The organism is Streptomonospora nanhaiensis, from assembly GCF_026642255.1.
In the GTDB taxonomy this organism is placed as follows: domain Bacteria; phylum Actinomycetota; class Actinomycetes; order Streptosporangiales; family Streptosporangiaceae; genus Nocardiopsis; species Nocardiopsis tropica.
Map to the genome: position 1 here is coordinate 1,198,921 of NZ_CP113264.1, position 18,252 is coordinate 1,217,172.

Consider the following 18,252-nt stretch of genomic DNA (forward strand, 5'->3'; position numbering starts at 1 on the left):
GACCCGCCGCGGTCGTGCGCGCGCCGCTCAGGACCCCGCCCGGTCTTCCTTCCGGATGCGGTGCAGCGGTGTGTCGTGCGGCTCCTCGGACTCCACGCGCGGCGAGTCCAGCACGACGTCGCTCAGGAGGTCGTAGCGCATGGCCACGACCGCCGCCACGACGAGCAGCGCACCTCCGACCGCCAGGAGCACCGCGGACATCCCCAGGGCGATGCCGAGCCCGCCCACGGCGAACCCGGCGCAGGCGAGTACCACCGCCACCCAGGAGACCGCGCGCCCCCGGTGGTTGCTGGTGGGCGCCAGGCTGCCGCCCTGGCGCTGGAACCCGCGTATGCGGCCGTTCCGCCGCTGCTCGTCGTCGCTGGGGCGGTGCCGTTCCCAGGCCAGGCCCGGGTCGTCGGCGTCGTCGGGGTCCGGCGTCGGGTGGCGCCTCCTGGTGATCAGGTCGTCGAGCACCTCCACCGGACTGCGCGTCGGTGACGCCGGGCGGCCCTCCCCCGCGCCGGTCGCCTCCTCGGCGGTCTCCCGCTTGCTTCCCCTCATGGTCGCTCCCTCGATCGCGTTCGCGTTCGGCGGGCCGTGGTTCGGATCCACGGCGTGACCTTCTACGAATGGCGTACCCGGGGATCGGGTCGAGGCTTCATGAATCGTAGGAAAAGGGTAAGAAAAGCCGATCAACGATCGGTCCCGCCTTTGACCGGCGGCGGCGCGGGCCGGTTCGCGGGCGCCTTGACGGAAAACCCGTGGAACGCGTTTGCGGGCGCCCCCGGAGCCCGGCGCCGGGCTCCGTCCCGGGCCTTCCCGCCGTACCGGGGGTGACGTGCGGGAACATTCGGGGGCGTTTCATCCGTTCCCCTGGGGGAAAGGCGTGCGAGCGCCCCCTCCCGCGGAGGGCGGGCGTATAGTTCGGGTCCTCTAGGATGTAGGCCCGAGGGCCCAGGAACCCCCGCCGCCCTCCGCGGCCACGGGAAAGCGGTCAGGCGGGCCTAGATCTGATCTCCACGTGTGTGGAGCAAACCGCGATCTGCGAGGAGCGCATAGGAAGTGCCAGGGATACTCAACAAGCTCCTGCGCGCGGGTGAGGGAAAGATCCTGCGCCGGCTGAACAAGCTCAAGGACCAGGTCAACTCCCTCGAGGACGACTACGTCGAGCTCACCGACGAGGAACTGCGCGACCTCACCCAGGAGTACAAGGACCGCTACGAGGACGGCGAGTCTCTGGACGACCTGCTCCCAGAGGCATTCGCGACCGTCCGCGAGGCCGCCAAGCGCACCCTGGGGCAGCGTCCCTTCGACGTCCAGATCATGGGCGGCGCCGCGCTCCACCTGGGCAACATCGCCGAGATGAAGACCGGTGAGGGCAAGACCCTGACCGGAAGCCTCGCGGTCTACCTCAACGCCCTCGCGGGCAGGGGCGTCCACGTCATCACGACCAACGACTACCTGGCCCGCCGAGACGCCCAGAACCTCGGCCGCATCTTCCACTTCCTCGGGCTCGAGGTCGGCGTCATCAGCCCCCAGATGACCGCGGCCGCCCGGCGCGAGGCCTACAAGGCCGACATCACCTACGGGACGAACAACGAGTTCGGCTTCGACTACCTGCGCGACAACATGGCGCTCTCGCTCAAGGACACGGTCCAGCGCGAGCACTACTTCGCCCTGGTCGACGAGGTCGACTCCATCCTCATCGACGAGGCCCGCACCCCGCTGATCATCAGCGGCCCCTCGGAGCAGAACTCCCGCTGGTACGCGGAGTTCGCCAAGATCGCCCCGCGGCTCAAGCGCGAGGTCGACTACGAGGTCGACGAGAAGAAGCGCACCGTCGGCATCACCGAGGCCGGTGTGGCCAAGGTCGAGGACTACCTGGGCATCGACAACCTCTACGAGGCGGTCAACACCCCGCTCATCAGCTTCCTCAACAACTCCCTCAAGGCGAAGGAGCTGTACAAGAGGGACAAGGAGTACATCGTCAAGGACGGTGAGGTCCTCATCGTCGACGAGTTCACCGGCCGCGTCCTCGCCGGGCGCCGCTACAACGAGGGCATGCACCAGGCCATCGAGGCCAAGGAGCGCGTCAAGATCAAGGACGAGAACCAGACTCTCGCCAAGGTCACCCTCCAGAACTACTTCCGCCTCTACGAGAAGCTCGCCGGCATGACCGGTACCGCCCAGACCGAGGCGGCGGAGTTCACCCAGACCTACAACGTCGGCGTGGTGCCCATCCCCACCAACAAGCCGATGGTGCGCCAGGACGTCAAGGACGTCGTCTACAAGCACGAGGACGCCAAGTTCCAGGCGGTCGCCGAGGACATCGCCGAGCGCCACGAGGCCGGGCAGCCCGTGCTGGTCGGCACCACCAGCGTCGAGAAGTCCGAGCTGCTGTCGCGGATGCTCAAGCGCGAGGGCGTCCCGCACGAGGTCCTCAACGCCAAGAACCACGCCCGTGAGGCGGCGATCATCGCCCGGGCGGGCAAGCTCGGCGGCGTCACCGTCGCCACCAACATGGCCGGTCGCGGTACCGACATCATGCTGGGCGGCAACCCCGACTTCCTCGCGGACGAGGAGCTCCAGGGGCGCGGCCTGAGCCCGCTGGAGACCCCGGAGGAGTACGAGGCCGCCTGGCCGGCGGCCCTGGAGAAGGCCCAGGCCGACTACGAGGAGGAGCACGAGAAGGTCGTCGAGGCCGGCGGCCTGTACGTGCTCGGAACCGAGCGGCACGAGTCGCGGCGCATCGACAACCAGCTGCGCGGCCGCTCCGGCCGCCAGGGCGACCCGGGCATCTCCCGGTTCTACCTCTCCCTCCAGGACGACCTGCTGCGACTGTTCAACAGCAGCCGTCTGGAGGTGTTCATGAACCAGCTGAACATCCCCGACGACCAGCCCATCGAGTCCGGCATGGTCAGCAAGGCCATCGCCTCGGCGCAGGGCCAGGTCGAGACGCAGAACTTCGAGATCCGCAAGAACGTCCTCAAGTACGACGAGGTCCTCAACCGGCAGCGCAAGGTCATCTACGCCGAGCGCCGCAAGGTCCTGGAGGGCCAGGACCTGCGCGAGCAGATCATCGGCATGCTGGAGGAGGTCCTGCGGGGCTACGTGGTCGAGGAGACCTCCCAGGGCGACCCCGACGAGTGGGACCTGGACAAGCTCTGGCGCGCGTTCAAGCAGGTCTACCCGATCAGCTTCACCGTCGACGAGTTCGTGGAGGAGAACGGCGACCTCCAGACGCTGACCGGCGAGATGATCGCCGAACGCGTGGTCGAGGACGCCAGGGCCGCCTACGAGACCCGCGAGGCCGACCTCGGCGAGGAAGCCATGCGCGAGGTCGAGCGCAGGGTCCTGCTGCAGGTCATGGACCGCAAGTGGCGTGAGCACCTCTACGAGATGGACTACCTCCAGGAGGGCATCGGCCTCCGCGCGATGGCTCAGCGCAACCCGCTGATCGAGTTCCAGCGCGAGGGCTTCGACATGTTCCAGCAGATGCTGGAGGCCATCAAGGAAGAGGCCGTCGGCTACCTGTTCAACGTCGAGGTGCAGGTGCGCAAGAAGGAGGAGCCCGCCCTCACCGCCACGGCCGCGGCCAGGACCGCGGCGGGCGTGGGCGGCGCCACGGGCGCCACGGCCCTCGCGACCGCGGTCGAGGAGGACGAGGAGGCCGCCGACGCGGCGTCCCCGGCCGAGGAGGCGGAGCCGGCCGAGGACGTGGTCGTCCCCGGGTTCGGCGAGGGCCAGCCGGACAGGCTCCAGTACTCCGCTCCCAGCGAGGACGGCACCGTCGAGCGCCACAGCGAGACGGTCGACGAGTTCGCCGGCACGGCGCGCAACGCGCCCTGCCCGTGCGGCTCGGGCAAGAAGTACAAGAAGTGCCACGGCGACCCGGCGGCCGCCAGGTAGGCCCCGGCCGCCGACACGCGTGCGGGCGCGCCCCCGAGGGGGCGCGCCCGCACGCGTTCGTGCTCCGCGGGACGGTTCAGCCCCGTCCGCCGCTCCCGGGGGAGGGGCCGTCCGCGCCGGAGCCGGAGGCCTCCCCGGCCGCACCCGGCACGGTGGGCGCCGCCGCGTTCTCCTCCGGGTCCGCCTCACGCCCCGGCGTGGGCAGGCGCAGGCGCGTGATCAGCACGTAGAAGATCGCGAAGTACGCCACGAAGTACAGCAGTCCCAGGAGCAGGATCAGCCCCAGGCCCTCCGTGTTGTCCTTGGACGCGTTCAGCAGCATGTCGATGAGTCCCGCTGAGAACCCGAACCCCAGTTGGGCGTCCAGCGCGTTCAGGATCGCCATCGAGAGCCCGGTGAGGACGATGTGCACCACGAACAGGGCGGGCGCGACGAAGATGAAGGCGAACTCGACGGGTTCGGTGATCCCCGTCGCGAAGGCGGTCAGCGCGGCCGGGATCATGATCGACCCGATCTGGGCGCGGCGCTCCCGGTGCGCGGCCAGCCACATGGCGAGCGCGGCCCCGGGCAGGCCGAACATGAGGACCGGGAAGAAGCCGGACAGCAGGCCCCCGGCGTCGGGGTCACCGGCGAAGTACCGGGTGATCTCCCCCTGGACGATCCCGTCGGGGCCCTCGTACGTGCCCGACACGAACCAGATGAACGAGTTCACCACGTGGTGCAGGCCCAGCGGCAGCAGGATGCGGTTGACGACGCCGTAGATGCCCGCGCCCAGGGCGCCCGCTCCGACGATGCTCTCGCCGAGGCTCTGGATCCATCCGCCCACGACCGGCCAGAGCAGCCCCAGCGCCACGCCCAGGAACAGGCCGGCCAGCGCCGTCACGATGGGGACGAAGCGGCGTCCGCCGAAGAAGCCGAGCCAGGTGGGCAGCTGGATCCGGTGGTAGCGCTGCCACAGCACGGCGGCGATCAGGCCGACGGCGATACCGCCCAGCACGTCGGTGGGGTTCTTGACCGCGTGGTTGATCATCTCGCCCACACCGGCCACCGCGTCGGGGTCGGTGAGCGGTTGCCGTGTCACCGGGTCGACCGGGAGCGGGTACGTGACCAGTCGCGACCCCAGGTCGCCCGTGGGGCCGTCGAAGGTGACCATCGTCCACGTGGCCACCCGGTCGAACACCAGGTAGCCGACGACCGCGGCCAGGGCGGTGGAGCCGTCCGCGCGCTTGGCGAAGCCGATCGCGACGCCCACGGCGAAGAGGAGGGGCAGGGCCTGGAACACCGCGTCGCCCGCGGTGCCGATGGCCCCGGCGACGGGGACCATCCATCCCATGCCCCGGAGCCCGGCCAGGCCGTCCGCGCCGAGCAGGTCCGGCTGGCCCAGCCGGAGCAGGATGGCGGCGGCGGGCAGCACCGCGATGGGCATCATCAGGCTGCGGCCGAGCCGTTGGAAGACGGCGAGGGCCGAGGAACCGGTCTTGCGGGTCCGTGCACCGCCCGCGGGGGCGGGTGGTGCGGGGGTCTGGTCCGAACTCATGGTGGGGGGTCCTCCCTCGGACGCGCGCCCCGCGGGCGCGGGGCGCTCAGTCGCCGTGCCGGCGCGGGTCCAGGCGGGAGTGCAGCTGGTAGCGGTCGGCACGGTAGGTGGACAGTGCCAGTTCCACGCACTGTCCCTTGGCGAAGCTGCGGCGCTGCATCACCAGCACCGGGCTTCCGGCGGGCAGACCGAGGAGCCGGGAGTCGGCCGAGTCGCAGATCCCGGCCTCGATGGTCTGTTCCCCGGAATCCAACAGGATGTCGAACTCGTTTTCCAGCACTTCGTAGAGGGAGCGCTCGGCGAGGTCGAAGTCCTCCAGCCCCGGAACCATGGCGGCGGGGATGTTGGAGCGCTCCACGGCCATGGGTTCGTCGTCGGCGGTGCGCATGCGCTCGATGTGGTGGACCAGGGTTCCCGGTGCGATGTCGAGCATGCGCGCGGTGTGCCCGCTGGCCGGGATGACCTGGCGGATCAGCTCGCGCGCGCCCGGCTCGAAGCCGCGTGCGCGCATGTCCTCGCTGAAGGAGGCCAGGACCAGGGACATCTCGATCTTGGGCCGGGCGATGAAGGTCCCCTTGCCGGGGACCCGGTAGAGCCGCCCCTCGGCCACCAGCAGGTCGATGGTCTGGCGGACGGTCATCCGCGACAGCGAGTACGTCGCGCTGAGCTCCCGTTCGGAGGGGATCATGTCGTCCACGCCCAGACCCGCCGCGGTGATCCAGTCCAGGAGGAGGTCGCGGAGTTGGCTGTACTTGGGCAGCGGGTTGTTGGGGTCGATCGACATGGCGAGCGGCCTTCTCGGTAGGCGGGTGGGGTCGGCGTCAGAACCTTAGCGCGGGAGGCCCGCCCGAACATCGGTCGAAGCCGGACATGACTGGTATAGTCCGGACTAGACCATAGCTCCATCCGCGTGTCAATCCACCCAACGGCAAGCGGTGTGAACCGGTATCGCGGCAGGCCGCGGCCCACCCGGTGCGGAGCGTCCAGCGCGGCCCCCGGCGCAAGACCCGGACCGCCCGTCACATCAGGGGAAGGTTCCGCATGACCACCACCACGACGAGCGTGATGCGCTCCGAGATCGCCGAGCAGCCCGAGGCGCTGCGCCGGACCTTCGCGGAGCTGCTGCCGCTGCGCTCCGAGGTCGAGGCGCTGGGCCGCACCACCAAGCACGTGCTGTTCATCGCGCGCGGCTCCTCCGACAACGCCGCTGTCTACGGCAGCTACCTCCTCCAGGCGCACGCGGGCCGCCTCGCGACCCTCGGCTCGCCCTCCATCGCCACCGCCTACGGCGCCAGGATCGACCTGTCCGACGTCCTGGCCGTCGCGATCTCCCAGTCCGGGAGGACCGAGGAGATCGTCGAGACCATGCGCTGGGCCGCCGACTGCGGCGCACGCACCGTCGGCGTCACCAACGGCGCCGACTCCCCCCTGGCCGCCGAGGCGGACGTCGCCCTGGTCACCCGCGCGGGGAGCGAGGTGGCGGTGCCCGCCACCAAGACCTACAACACCCAGCTGGCCGCTCTCGCGGTCCTCGCCCTGGGCCTGGGCGCCGACCTGGACCCCGCGGACCTGTCGCGCGTGCCCGACGCCATCGAGGAGACCCTGGCGGCCCCCGCCGACGCCCTGGAGGAGATCGTCGAGCGGATGGTCGCCGTGCAGGGAGCGGTCATCTCCGGGCGGGGCATGGCCTTCTCCACGGCGCTGGAGTCCGCGCTGAAGCTCAAGGAGGCCTGCTACCTCCACGCGATGGGCCTCTCCTACGCCGACCTCCTGCACGGCCCCATCGCGGTCGTGGACCCGCGGACCCCCGCACTGCTGATCGCCGCCCCCACCGGGCCGACCCTGGAGGGCACGGTCGCCCTCGCCGAGCGGGCCCGCTCCGCCGGGGCGCCCGTGTTCGGCTTCGGGGGCGGGGCCTCCCTCGCCGCCGCCAGCGACGTGTCCGTGCCCGTCCCGGACGTCCCCGAGTGGGTGTCGCCGATGAACCTCATCGTGCCCGCCCAGCTGCTCACCGAGCGCCTTGCCCGGCGCCTGGGCTACAACCCGGACGTCCCGCGGGGCCTCAACAAGGTCACCCAGACCGGCTGACCCTCCCGGTGCGGGGGCGGCGCCGCGGTCCGGGCGCCGCCCCAACACCCCGGCCCGCCCCCGGGCACTGGTGTGTGGCCTGCGCCACCCCTAAGCTCGCCTCAGGTCCCGGGGACATCCCCGTTCCCACGGCACAGCACGGAGGACACATGGCGGACAAGGCAGCGGCGATCGTCGCCGGGTTGGGCGGCGCGGGCAACATCGAGGACATCGAGGCCTGCATCACCCGCCTGCGCACCGAGGTGGCCGACCCCTCCCTCGTGAACGAGATCGCCCTGCGGGCGTCCGGCGCCCACGGGGTCCTCGTCTCGGGCAACGTCGTCCAGGTGGTGGTCGGCCCCGAAGCCGACGCCCTCACCGACGACATCCGCGACATCCTGGATTAACTCTCCCCGTGAGGGAAGGGAAACCCCATGTCAGACGTGATCGGCGCGCTCCGCGTGCTCTCCCCCGTGCCCGGAACCGCGCTACCCCTCTCCACCGTGCCCGACCCGGTGTTCTCCCAGGCCATGGTCGGTCCGGGGGTCGCCATCCACCCCGAACCCGGGCAGGAGGGCGGACAGGAGGGGCGGCAGGAGGCAGTCGCCCCCATCGCCGGGACCCTGGTGAAACTGCACCCCCACGCCTTCGTCGTGCTCTCCCACGACCAGGGCAGGGGCGTGCTCGTCCACCTGGGCATCGACACGGTCCAGCTCGCGGGGGAGGGGTTCACGCTCCTCGCCGCCGAGGGGGACGCGGTCGAGGCGGGCACACCGGTCGTCCGCTGGTCGCCGGGGAGCGTCGCGGCCCAGGGCAAGCCGTCGGTGGTGCCGGTGGTCGCCCTGGACGCGCGGCCCGGCGACCTCGGCGACGTCGCGAGCGGCGGGGTCGTCCTGGGAGACCTCCTCTTCACGTGGGGATGAACACCCGGCGCGCGGGCGGAACGGCCCGCGCGCCGAACTTCCCCGGCCGCCCGCGGTGGAGCCTCGGCCCCGCCCCGGCCGGGAGGGGGTAGTCTCCGGCGGCGAACCCCCATGATCCGCCGGAGATGAAGCCCGCCATGAAACTGCCCGTTCCGCACGCCCTGGCCCCGGCCTGCGTGGGACTAGCCCTGATCGCCACCGCATGTTCCACAGAGGAGGTGGGTTCCTCGCCGGAGGACAACGAACCCCAGCCGTCGCCCAGCGCGGAGCCCTTCGAACCGGTGCTCGCGCCGCGGCTTCTCGCGGACATGGACCTGGACGACAAGATCGGCCAGCTCCTCGTCCTGACGGCGCAGGGCACCTCGGCCGCCGAGAACGCCCTCATGATCGAGACCTACCGCCCCGGCGGGGTCATCTACTTCGACGCGAACCTCACCGACACCCAGCAGATCGCGACCATGTCCGCCGGGGTGCAGGAGCTCGCCGCCGAACAGGGGCAGGGCATCCCCCTGTTCATCGGCATCGACCAGGAGCAGGGCCTCGTCGTCAGGCTGCCCGTCGGCACCCGGTTCCCCGACGCCATGGCGGTCGGTGCCACCGGGGACCCCGAGCTGGCGGCCCTGCGCGCGTCCACCACCGCCGCCGAGCTGTCGGCCCTGGGCGTCAACCTCAACTACGCGCCCGACGCGGACGTCAACACCGACCCGAACAACCCGGTCATCGGCATCCGCTCGTTCGGATCCGACCCGGACCTGGTCGCGGAGATGGCCGTCACCGAGGCGAACGCCTACTCCGAGAACGGCGTGGCCTCTGCCGTCAAGCACTTCCCCGGCCACGGGGACACCGACGTCGACAGCCACAGCGGCCTGCCCGTCATCGACCTGCCGCGCGAGCAGTGGGAGGCCGAGCACCTGCCCCCGTTCAGGGCCGCCGTCGAGGCCGACGTCGACATGATCATGACCGCGCACGTCCTCATGCCCCGGCTGGACGGCGGGGAGGACCCCGAGCCGGCCACCCTCTCCCCGGCGCTCATCGACGGCATCCTCCGCGACGAGCTCGGCTACGACGGCGTGGTCACCACCGACGCCCTCAACATGGAGGGCGTGCGCCAGAGGCACGACGACGGCGAGATCGCCGTCCGCGTCCTGGAGGCGGGCGTGGACCAGCTGCTCATGCCGCCGGACCCGGCCGCCGCCGTCGCCGCGATCAGGACCGCCGTCGAGGAGGGCCGCCTGACCGAGGAGCGCATCGACGAGTCCGTGCTGCGGGTGCTCGCGCTCAAGGAGAAGCGGGGCGTGCTGGAGGCCGGCCCCGTCGACCCGGCCGCCGCGGGCGAGGTCGTGGACGACCCCTCCCACGTGGAGGCCGCCCAACGGGTGGCCGACGCCTCGGCGACCCTGGTGCGCAACGAGGGCGACCTGCTGCCCCTCTCAGAGGGGACCGCCGTGAGCGTGCAGGGCGTCGGCTCGGACGTCCTCTCCGAAGGGCTCACCGAGGCCGGGATGAACGTCGTGGCCGACGGCGCCGACGTGGTGGTCGTGGGCACCAACGGCGCACGCGGCTCCCAGGAGCAGCGCGGGATGGTCGAGTCCGCCCGCGCCCGGGGCCTCCCCGTCGTCGTGGTCTCCCAGGGCGGCCCCTACGACCTGGAGGCCTTCCCCGAGGTGGAGGGCTTCCTGGCCGTCTACTCCGCCGTGGACGTGTCGGCGAACGCCGCCGCACGCGTGATCGGGGGTCGGGTGAAACCGACCGGCAAGCTGCCCGTGGACATCCCCGGGGCCGGGGTCGACGCCGGAACCGGCCTCACCCTCTGAACCCGCCCCGGACCTGGTGGCCCGGGGAGCACCGCAGTGGTTGAAGCGGGCGGGGAACGGGAAGAACCGTTCCCCGCCCGGCCCTCCGTGCGTCCGGGAGGCCGGGCGGTGTCCCGGCACACGGACGGCCAAGGAGGCGATCGGATGGACGGCCGGACCAACGGCACCCGGCGAGGGGTCATCTCCGACTGGGGAGGCGTGCTCACCCCGCCCCTCGCGGAGGGGATCCGGGCCTGGCTGCACGCCGACCGGATCGATGTGGAGCACTACTACGAGGTCATGCGCCCCTACTTCGACGGCAGCCTCGCGGACGCCAACCCCGTGCACGCCCTGGAACGGGGCGAGGTCGACACGCGGGAGTTCGAGCGCGCCATCGCGGCGCTGCTGCGCTCCACCCACGGCGGCCCGGTCGTGGCCGAGGGGCTGATCCACCGCATGTTCTCCAACTTCGACCCCGTGCACGCCATGTACGAGGCGCTGCGCGGGGCCCGGCTCGGCGGCGCCGGCACCGCCCTCCTGTCCAACTCGTGGGGCAACGGCTACCCGCGCGAGCACTTCGAGTCGACCTTCGACGCCGTGGTGATCTCGGGCGAGGTGGGCATGCGCAAACCCGAGCACCGCATCTACCTGCACACCTGTGACCTCCTGGGGCTCCGGCCCGAGGACTGCGTGTTCATCGACGACCTGGAGCACAACGTCCGCACCGCCGAGGAACTCGGCATGACCGGGATCCTGCACACCGACGTGGCGCAGACGCAGCGGGCGCTCGACCGCTTCCTGGAGCCGGACGGCGACGGCGCGCCGCCCGCGGCCGACCGCCGGGGGCGCGCGGCGGCCTGACCGGGCGGCGGCGCCGCGCCCCCCGGCGCGTCCACCTCAGGTTCCTTGGCAGACTCGAGGGGTCCCGCCCACATCCAGGAGAGCAGCCGCGCCCATGTACGTCTTCCTGCCCAGCACCGTCCCCGCCCTCGCCGCGCTCCTGGAGGAGGGCCGCCTGGAGGGCGCCCCCCTGACGGCGTTCGCGGCCGACCCCGGCCCGGAGGGCGACGCCGAGGAGGCCGAGTACGAGGCCATGTACGCCGCCGCGGAGGAGTCCCTGGCCCTGCTGGCCGCCGACCCCGCCGCGCCCCGCCGCCGGGTGGTGCTGGCCGCGAACATGCCCGACGCCGTGGTCGAGCGGGAGGGCGGCGCGGCCGACGGGGTGGTCCGCGTGCGGGTCACCGCCGCCGTCCCCTACAAGAAGCTGGCCTCGGCGCACGTCGACGACCCCGCCGCGTCCGCCGACGTCGCCGCCGCCGCGGCGGAGCCCGGGTCCGGAGCCGCCGACGACCACGAGCTCATGTGGTTCGCCGTCCAGGAGCTCCGCCACCTCGTGTCCGGGGAGTGACGGGAGCACCCGGCAGGGCGGGTCCGTCCCGCCCTCCTGGGCGCGTCGTCCTCCCGGCGCCGCCCATTGCCCCGGTCGGTCCCACCGGGACGGTCACCTCCCTGGAGGGCGCCGCCCGGGTACGGACGGCGTTCGGGGTCTGGGACCACCCGGTGTAGGCACCCTCGTCCAGCCCGGGCCACCCCGAGTCCTCCAGTGCGGCGTAGGCCTTCGCCAACTCCTCCGCCGGATCGCGGGGTATTGGGGGTCCCGCTGTTCCGGAGCCGTGGGGGTGGAGGCTTTCAACTACCCCGTGGTGGAGGTCGCAGGTCCTCGCTTTCGCGAATCCCCGGCCCTGTCGAAGCCCTTTTGGGTTGAGGCCGCGCGGTCGCGCCCTCCCGCACCCCAACTGGTCCCGCCCCGGAGGCGACGCACCCCGCTCAGGGCCTGGGGGTTGTGGGCCCCGGTCCCGAGCGTGTGGACCCCGGCCACGGAGGAGTTTTCGCCGGCACCCCGTGGTGGCGGTGAAAACTCCTCCGTGGGCGGGGTTCGCCCGCCTGAGACCGGCGGCTCGGCGGGGTTTCGGACGGAGGTCCCGCTCTGGCACCCTGGCCGGGAGCGGGCGTGGTTTTCGCCGGGAAACGCCCATACGGCAAAATGGGCCCGTCCCTCCATCCCCGAACGCCGAGGAGTCAGCCATCAGCCGCCTGGTGCTATGGAACATCGACCTCACCCTCCTCGACGCGGGCCAGGTGATGAGGGCGGCCTACGCCGAGGCCTTCGAGAAGGTCACCGGCGAGCCGCTGGTCTACCTGACCTCGTCGGCGGGCCGGACCGACTCGGAGATGTTCTTCGAGTTCTGCGCCCGCAACTACGTCGACGTCGAACCCGACACGGCGGTCCTGGGCGAGTTCCTCGCCTCGCTGGAGGAGTCCTTCGGCAACCGCGCCGACGAACTCCTCTCCCGGGGCCGGGTCATGCCCGGCGCGGCGGCCTCCCTGGCCGCCGTCGCCTCCCTGCCCGACACGGTCCAGACCGTCGTCAGCGGCAGCACCCGGGTGAACGCCACGGCCAAGCTGGTCGCGTTCGGCCTGGACACCCACCTGAACCTGGCCATCGGCGGGTACGGGTCGGTCAACTACCCCAAGTCCAGCCTCATCCAGTCCATCAGGCTGCACGCCGCGGGCGAGGGGGGTCGGGCGTACACGGAGGCGGAGACGGTGTTCGTCACCGACTCGGCCCCCGACGTCCGCGCCGCGGTGATCGGCGGGGCCACCCCGGTGGCGGTCCTCAACGGGTCGACCACCGAGGGGCAGCTGCGCGACGCCGGGGCCCGCATCGTGCTGCCCGACCTGACCGACCCGCGGGCCGTGATGACGGCGGTCCACCAGGCGACCGCCGGGTGACGGCATGTTCGTTCCCGTGAGGGGCAGGACGGCCCCCGTGCGTACCGCCGACGACGACCGCAATCCAGTTCTAACAGTACGTAACCACCGTGTAACGGTGTTGGTCATGCCCTCGCGTCCGAAAAGCAGTAGCCTGGTCAGCGGACGAGGCCGGAACAACGAGGTCCCGCGCCTCGCTACTCCGCCGCCTGTGCGCACAGGCTCAACCCAACACCATGGTCGTGGGGTTCCTTGCGGCCCAAGGTCCTCACGTCGAATCACACCTATGCACAGAAGTTCACAGGTCATATGACCGGGTGTTCTCCCAGTGCGCGTGCGACGTTGCTCACAAAGGAGTGAGATAGCCACATGACCGGGCAATCCGACGTCATCCTCCAGAAGCTGCTCAGCGAGGCGGCCGCCAAGTGGTCCCCGGGGACGCGACTCAGTCCCGAGGAGGCCGACGCGGTGCGGCGCTTCCTGCCCCTCTACTACCGCCACACGGACCCCGAGGAGATCGCCGGGCGCACCCCGGAGCAGATCTGCGGTCCCGCCGGCGCCCACCGCGCCTTCGGCACCGAGCGCACCCCGGGGCGGGCCAAGGTCCGCGTGTACACACCCGCCGCGGACCGCGACGGCTGGGAGCAGCAGACCAGCGTCGTCGAGGTCGTGACCGACAACGCGCCCTTCCTCGTCTCGTCCGTGACCATGGCGCTCAACGAGCTCGGCGCGGGCGCACGGCTGATCATCCACCCGCAGATGACCGTCGGCCGCGACCTCGCCGGCCGCCTGGTGAGGGTGGACCCGGAGCTCGGAGGGGAGGGCCTGCTCCCCACCGACGAGTCCTGGATGCACATCGAGATCGACCTGCAGTCCGACCCCGAGCGGGTCAAGGAGATCACCGACCGCGTGGAGAGCGTCCTCAACGACGTCCGCTACGTGGACGAGGACGCCGCCAAGATGAGCAACCGGGCCATCCGGATCGCCGACGAGCTCGCCGCGTACCCCGACCGACTCGCGGCCGGAGGGGTCGATCCGCGCGAGATCGGCGAGAGCGTCGACTTCCTGCGCTGGACGGCCAGCCGCCACTTCACCTTCATGGGCTACCGCGAGTACGCCCTGGTCACCGACGAGAACGGCGACGACTCCCTGCGCCCAGAGCCCGGATCCGGCCTCGGCGTCCTGCGCATGGACTCGCCCGCCTCCACCAGCTTCGCCGCCCTGCCCCCCGAGATCCGGGGCAAGGCCCGCGAGCCCTACATCCTGGTCCTCACCAAGGCCAACTCGCGGGCCACCGTCCACCGCCCCAAGTACCTGGACTACATCGGGGTCAAGAAGTTCGACGCCCAGGGCAACATCGTCGGCGAGCGCCGGTTCCTGGGGCTGTTCACCTCCCAGGCCAACACCACCAGCATCGCCCAGATCCCGATCCTGCGGCGCAAGCAGGCCGAGGTGCTGGCCCTGGCCGGGTTCGAGGCCGACAGCTACGACGGCTCCGACCTCATCGAGCTCCTGGAGACCTTCCCCCGGGAGGAACTCCTCCAGATCCCCGTGAACGAGCTGTACAACATCGTCCGCGGCGTCCTGCGCCTGCGCGACCGCCGCGGGACCAAGCTGTTCATGCGCCGTGACCCGTACGGCGGCCGCTACATGTCCTGCTTCGTGTACATGCCGCGCGACCAGTACAGCACCCGGGTGCGCCTCGACATCCAGAAGGTCCTCGCCGACGCCTTCCAGGGCGCCACGATGGACCACAACGTGCTGATCGGCGCCGCGCCGCTCGCCCGCCTGTACCTGGTGGCCCGCGCGGAGCACGGCCGGACCCTCGCCGACATCGACCAGGTCTCCCTCGAGGAGAAGGTCCGCAACGCCGCCCGCTCCTGGGACGCCGACTTCGACGACGCCCTCACGGAGGCCTTCGGCCCCGTCCGGGCCACCGCGTACAAGGAGCGCTACGGCAGCGGCATCACCGAGGCCTACAAGGTCGACAACGGCCCCGCCACGGCCGCCGGAGACATCGGCGTGCTGGAGGAGCTGATCGGGCGCACCGACCCCGACGAGCGGCACGGCGCGTTCTCCGCCAGCCTCTACCGGAGGGAGGAGGACGGTCCCCGCGCCTGGCGGTTCCGGCTCTACCGGATCGGCGAGCCCATCTCGCTGTCCCGCGTCCTGCCCGTCCTGGAGGACCTCGGTGTCGAGGTCGTGGACGAGTGGCCCTCCGACATCTCCGTGCAGGGCGTCGGCAAGGTGTGGGTCTACGACTTCGGCCTCGGCCCCATCCCCGAGTCCGACCTCCGGCCCGACCGCCTCAAGGCGCTGTTCGAGGAGGCCTTCGACGCCTCCTGGCGCGACCTCGGCGAGTCCGACCGGTTCAACGCCCTGGTCGTGCGGGCGGGGCTGGACTGGCGCCAGCTCACCGTCCTGCGCGCCTACGCCAAGTACCTGCGCCAGACCGGGTCCACGTTCACCCCGGACTACCTGGCCGACGTCCTCGTCGCCAACGTCGGGATCGCCAACCTGCTGGTCGAGCTGTTCGAGGCCCGCTTCGACCCCGACCAGTCCGACGCGGGCCGCGACGAGCGCGCCGACGCGATCATCCGCAAGGTCGAGGGCGAGCTGGAGGCCGTGGCCAGCCTGGACCACGACCGCATCCTGCGCTCCTTCCTGGCGGTCATCCGCGCCACCCTGCGCACCAACCACTACCAGGGGCGCCCCTACCTGGTGCTCAAGCTCAACCCGCAGGCGATCCCGGAGCTGCCCCACCCGCGGCCGCGGTTCGAGATGTTCGTGTACTCCCCCCGGGTGGAGGGCGTGCACCTGCGCTTCGGCTCGGTCGCGCGTGGCGGACTGCGCTGGTCCGACCGCTTCGAGGACTTCCGCACCGAGGTCCTCGGCCTGGTCAAGGCCCAGATGGTGAAGAACTCCGTGATCGTCCCCAGCGGGGCCAAGGGCGGGTTCGTCTGCAAGCGCCTGCCCGAGAACGGCACCCGCGAACAGGTCACGGCCGAGGTCGTCTCCTGCTACAAGGACTTCATCAGCGGCCTGCTCGACGTCACCGACAACCTCGTCGACGGCCGGGTGGTGCACCCCGAGCGCACCGTCCTGCACGACGGGGACGACTCCTACCTGGTCGTGGCCGCCGACAAGGGCACCGCGACCTTCTCCGACACGGCGAACGCCATCTCCACCGAGCGCGGGTTCTGGCTCGGCGACGCCTTCGCCTCGGGCGGCTCGGTCGGCTACGACCACAAGGCCATGGGCATCACCGCGCGCGGCGCCTGGGAGTCGGTCAAGTACCACTTCCGCGAGATGGGCGTCAACGTGCAGGAGGAGCCGTTCACCGCCGTCGGCGTCGGCGACATGTCCGGCGACGTGTTCGGCAACGGCATGCTCCTCAGCAAGCAGACCAAGCTGGTGGCCGCGTTCGACCACCGCCACGTCTTCCTCGACCCGGACCCCGACCCGCACACCTCCTGGACGGAGCGCAAGCGGCTGTTCGACCTGCCGCGGAGCACCTGGGAGGACTACGACCCCGCCCTGCTCTCCGCGGGCGGCGGAGTGCACCCGCGCACGGCCAAGTCCGTGCCGGTCACCCCGCAGGTGCGCGAGGTCCTGGGCATCGACGAGGACGTCGACTCGCTCACCCCGGACGAGCTGATCCGGCACATCCTCACCTCGCCGGTCGACCTGCTCTGGAACGGCGGCATCGGCACCTACGTCAAGGCCAGCACCCAGACGCACGCCGACGCCGGCGACAAGGCCAACGACCAGGTCCGCGTCGACGCCACGGAACTGCGCGTCAAGGTGGTCGGCGAGGGCGGCAACCTGGGCCTGACCCAGCCCGCCCGCATCGAGTTCGCCCGGGAGGGCGGCCGGGTCAACACCGACTTCATCGACAACTCCGCCGGTGTGGACACCTCCGACCACGAGGTCAACATCAAGATCATGCTCGACCGCGAGGTGCGGGCGGGCAGCCTCGGCAAGGGCGACCGGGACCAGCTGTTCATCGACATGACGGACGAGGTCGCCGACCTGGTCCTGGACAACAACTACGCCCAGAACACGGTCCTGGGAGCCGCGCGCAAGCAGGACCGGCAGATGCTGCACGTGCACGGCAGGTACATGCGGCACCTGGAGCGCACCAAGGTCCTCAAGCGCAAGCAGGAGGACCTGCCGTCGGACAAGACCCTCGCGGAGCGGCGTGCCGCGGGCAAGGGCCTGACCGGGCCTGAGTTCGCGACGCTGCTGTCGTACACCAAGATCAGCCTCAAGGACCAGATCGCCGCGTCCGACCTGGCCGAGGACCCGTACCTGGCCGACACCCTGACCGGTTACTTCCCCACGCCCCTGCGGTCGGAGCGCTTCGCCCGGGGCGTGGCCTCCCACCCGCTGAGGCGGGAGATCATCGTCAACCAGGTCGTCAACCAGCTCGTCAACCGCTCCGGGGTGACGTTCGCGTTCCGCCTCAACGAGGAGCTGGGATCCGGCGCCGCGGACATCGCCCGCGCGTTCCTGGTGGTCCAGGAGGTGCTCCAGCTCCGCAGGTTCTGGGGCGTGGTCGAGGAGCTGGACCACGAGATCTCGGTGGACAGCCAGCTGTCCCTCCTGCTGGAGACGCGCAAGCTGGCCGAGCGCTCCGCCCGGTGGCTGCTGCGCAACCGCACCTTCCCCTTCGACATCCGCAGCGAGATCGGCTTCTTCGCGGACGGCGTCGGGGAGGTGCTGCCGCGCCTGGTCGAGATGCTCCGCGGACGCGACCGCGAGGCGTTCACCGAGCGCCGCGACCGCTACATGGCGATGGGGGTGTCCTCCGGCCTCGCCGAGCGGGTCGCCGCCATGGTGCCCGCGTACTCCACCCTGGACCTGGTGGAGACCGCGCGCCGCACCGGCCGACCGGTCGCCAAGGTCGCGGAGCTGTACTTCGCCCTGGCCGACCGGCTCAACATCAGCTGGTGGCGCGAGCGCATCATCGACCTGCCGCGCGACGACAGGTGGGCCACGATGGCGCGTTCGGCGCTGCGCGACGACCTGTACGCCGCGCACGCCGACCTCACCGGCCGGGTCCTGGAGAGCGGGCCGTCGGAGGACGCCGACGAGCTGATCGCCGCCTGGCTGGCGCAGAACAGCGAGACGGTGGAGCGCGCCGGCATCACCCTGTCGGAGATCCAGGAGCACGAGCGGTTCGACCTGGCCACGCTGTCGGTGGCCCTGCGGTCCTTCCGCTCCCTGGTCGACTAGCCGGACCCGGCCCGGGGCGGGAGCCCCGGTC

General features: G+C 71.4%; 12 protein-coding genes. 9 read left to right on the forward strand and 3 right to left on the reverse strand.

The window, feature by feature from the left end:
- Positions 1-27: 27 nt before the first annotated feature.
- Positions 28-543 (reverse strand): hypothetical protein, encoded by a 516-nt coding sequence (locus tag OUQ99_RS05385; protein WP_267948318.1) that lies wholly within the window; start codon positions 541-543, stop codon positions 28-30.
- A 501-nt stretch (positions 544-1,044) separates the two neighbouring features.
- Here OUQ99_RS05385 and secA point away from each other — a divergent pair.
- Positions 1,045-3,891, forward strand: a complete 2,847-nt coding sequence (secA, locus tag OUQ99_RS05390; protein ID WP_267948319.1) for a preprotein translocase subunit SecA — start codon at positions 1,045-1,047, stop codon at positions 3,889-3,891.
- Positions 3,892-3,967: 76 nt separating this feature from the next.
- On the opposite strand, the gene OUQ99_RS05395 is transcribed toward secA, so the two are convergent.
- Together OUQ99_RS05395 and OUQ99_RS05400 are read right to left on the reverse strand one after the other, a co-directional pair.
- Positions 3,968-5,428: a PTS transporter subunit EIIC gene (locus tag OUQ99_RS05395; protein ID WP_267948320.1), complete on the reverse strand. Its 1,461-nt coding sequence runs from the start codon at positions 5,426-5,428 to the stop codon at positions 3,968-3,970.
- A 46-nt stretch (positions 5,429-5,474) separates the two neighbouring features.
- Positions 5,475-6,212: a GntR family transcriptional regulator gene (locus tag OUQ99_RS05400; RefSeq protein ID WP_267948321.1), complete on the reverse strand. Its 738-nt coding sequence runs from the start codon at positions 6,210-6,212 to the stop codon at positions 5,475-5,477.
- A 281-nt stretch (positions 6,213-6,493) separates the two neighbouring features.
- Between OUQ99_RS05400 and OUQ99_RS05405 the strand changes: the two genes are divergently transcribed.
- The 8 genes from OUQ99_RS05405 (at position 6,494) to OUQ99_RS05440 (ending at position 18,221) form a co-directional block, all read left to right on the forward strand.
- Positions 6,494-7,516, forward strand: coding sequence for an SIS domain-containing protein (locus OUQ99_RS05405; protein ID WP_267950262.1), 1,023 nt, complete (start codon positions 6,494-6,496; stop codon positions 7,514-7,516).
- A gap of 116 nt (positions 7,517-7,632) precedes the next feature.
- Positions 7,633-7,902 carry a glucose PTS transporter subunit EIIB gene (locus OUQ99_RS05410; RefSeq protein WP_267950263.1) on the forward strand — a complete coding sequence of 90 codons (270 nt, stop codon included), beginning with the start codon at positions 7,633-7,635 and terminating at the stop codon, positions 7,900-7,902.
- A gap of 27 nt (positions 7,903-7,929) precedes the next feature.
- A complete protein-coding gene (locus OUQ99_RS05415; RefSeq protein WP_267948322.1) occupies positions 7,930-8,418 on the forward strand; it encodes a PTS sugar transporter subunit IIA in 489 nt (162 codons plus the stop codon).
- A gap of 137 nt (positions 8,419-8,555) precedes the next feature.
- A complete protein-coding gene (locus OUQ99_RS05420) occupies positions 8,556-10,232 on the forward strand; it encodes a glycoside hydrolase family 3 protein (RefSeq protein WP_267948323.1) in 1,677 nt (558 codons plus the stop codon).
- 144 nt (positions 10,233-10,376) lie between these two features.
- Positions 10,377-11,072, forward strand: a complete 696-nt coding sequence (locus OUQ99_RS05425) for an HAD family hydrolase (protein WP_267948324.1) — start codon at positions 10,377-10,379, stop codon at positions 11,070-11,072.
- Positions 11,073-11,166: 94 nt separating this feature from the next.
- Positions 11,167-11,619: a DUF6912 family protein gene (locus OUQ99_RS05430; RefSeq protein WP_267948325.1), complete on the forward strand. Its 453-nt coding sequence runs from the start codon at positions 11,167-11,169 to the stop codon at positions 11,617-11,619.
- Positions 11,620-12,308: 689 nt separating this feature from the next.
- Entirely contained in the window at positions 12,309-13,004 is a 696-nt protein-coding gene (locus OUQ99_RS05435) for an HAD family hydrolase (protein WP_267948326.1), read from the forward strand.
- 348 nt (positions 13,005-13,352) lie between these two features.
- Positions 13,353-18,221: an NAD-glutamate dehydrogenase gene (locus tag OUQ99_RS05440; protein WP_267948327.1), complete on the forward strand. Its 4,869-nt coding sequence runs from the start codon at positions 13,353-13,355 to the stop codon at positions 18,219-18,221.
- Positions 18,222-18,252 lie beyond the last annotated feature (31 nt).

Coding starts and splice junctions, on each gene's coding strand:
- OUQ99_RS05430 (WP_267948325.1), top strand. CDS start 11,167: ATGTACGTCTTCCTGCCCAGCACCGTCCCCGCCCTCGCCGCGCTCCTG.
- OUQ99_RS05385 (WP_267948318.1), bottom strand. CDS start 543: ATGAGGGGAAGCAAGCGGGAGACCGCCGAGGAGGCGACCGGCGCGGGG.
- OUQ99_RS05415 (WP_267948322.1), top strand. CDS start 7,930: ATGTCAGACGTGATCGGCGCGCTCCGCGTGCTCTCCCCCGTGCCCGGA.
- OUQ99_RS05425 (WP_267948324.1), top strand. CDS start 10,377: ATGGACGGCCGGACCAACGGCACCCGGCGAGGGGTCATCTCCGACTGG.
- OUQ99_RS05400 (WP_267948321.1), bottom strand. CDS start 6,212: ATGTCGATCGACCCCAACAACCCGCTGCCCAAGTACAGCCAACTCCGC.
- OUQ99_RS05405 (WP_267950262.1), top strand. CDS start 6,494: ATGCGCTCCGAGATCGCCGAGCAGCCCGAGGCGCTGCGCCGGACCTTC.
- OUQ99_RS05440 (WP_267948327.1), top strand. CDS start 13,353: ATGACCGGGCAATCCGACGTCATCCTCCAGAAGCTGCTCAGCGAGGCG.
- OUQ99_RS05395 (WP_267948320.1), bottom strand. CDS start 5,428: ATGAGTTCGGACCAGACCCCCGCACCACCCGCCCCCGCGGGCGGTGCA.
- OUQ99_RS05420 (WP_267948323.1), top strand. CDS start 8,556: ATGAAACTGCCCGTTCCGCACGCCCTGGCCCCGGCCTGCGTGGGACTA.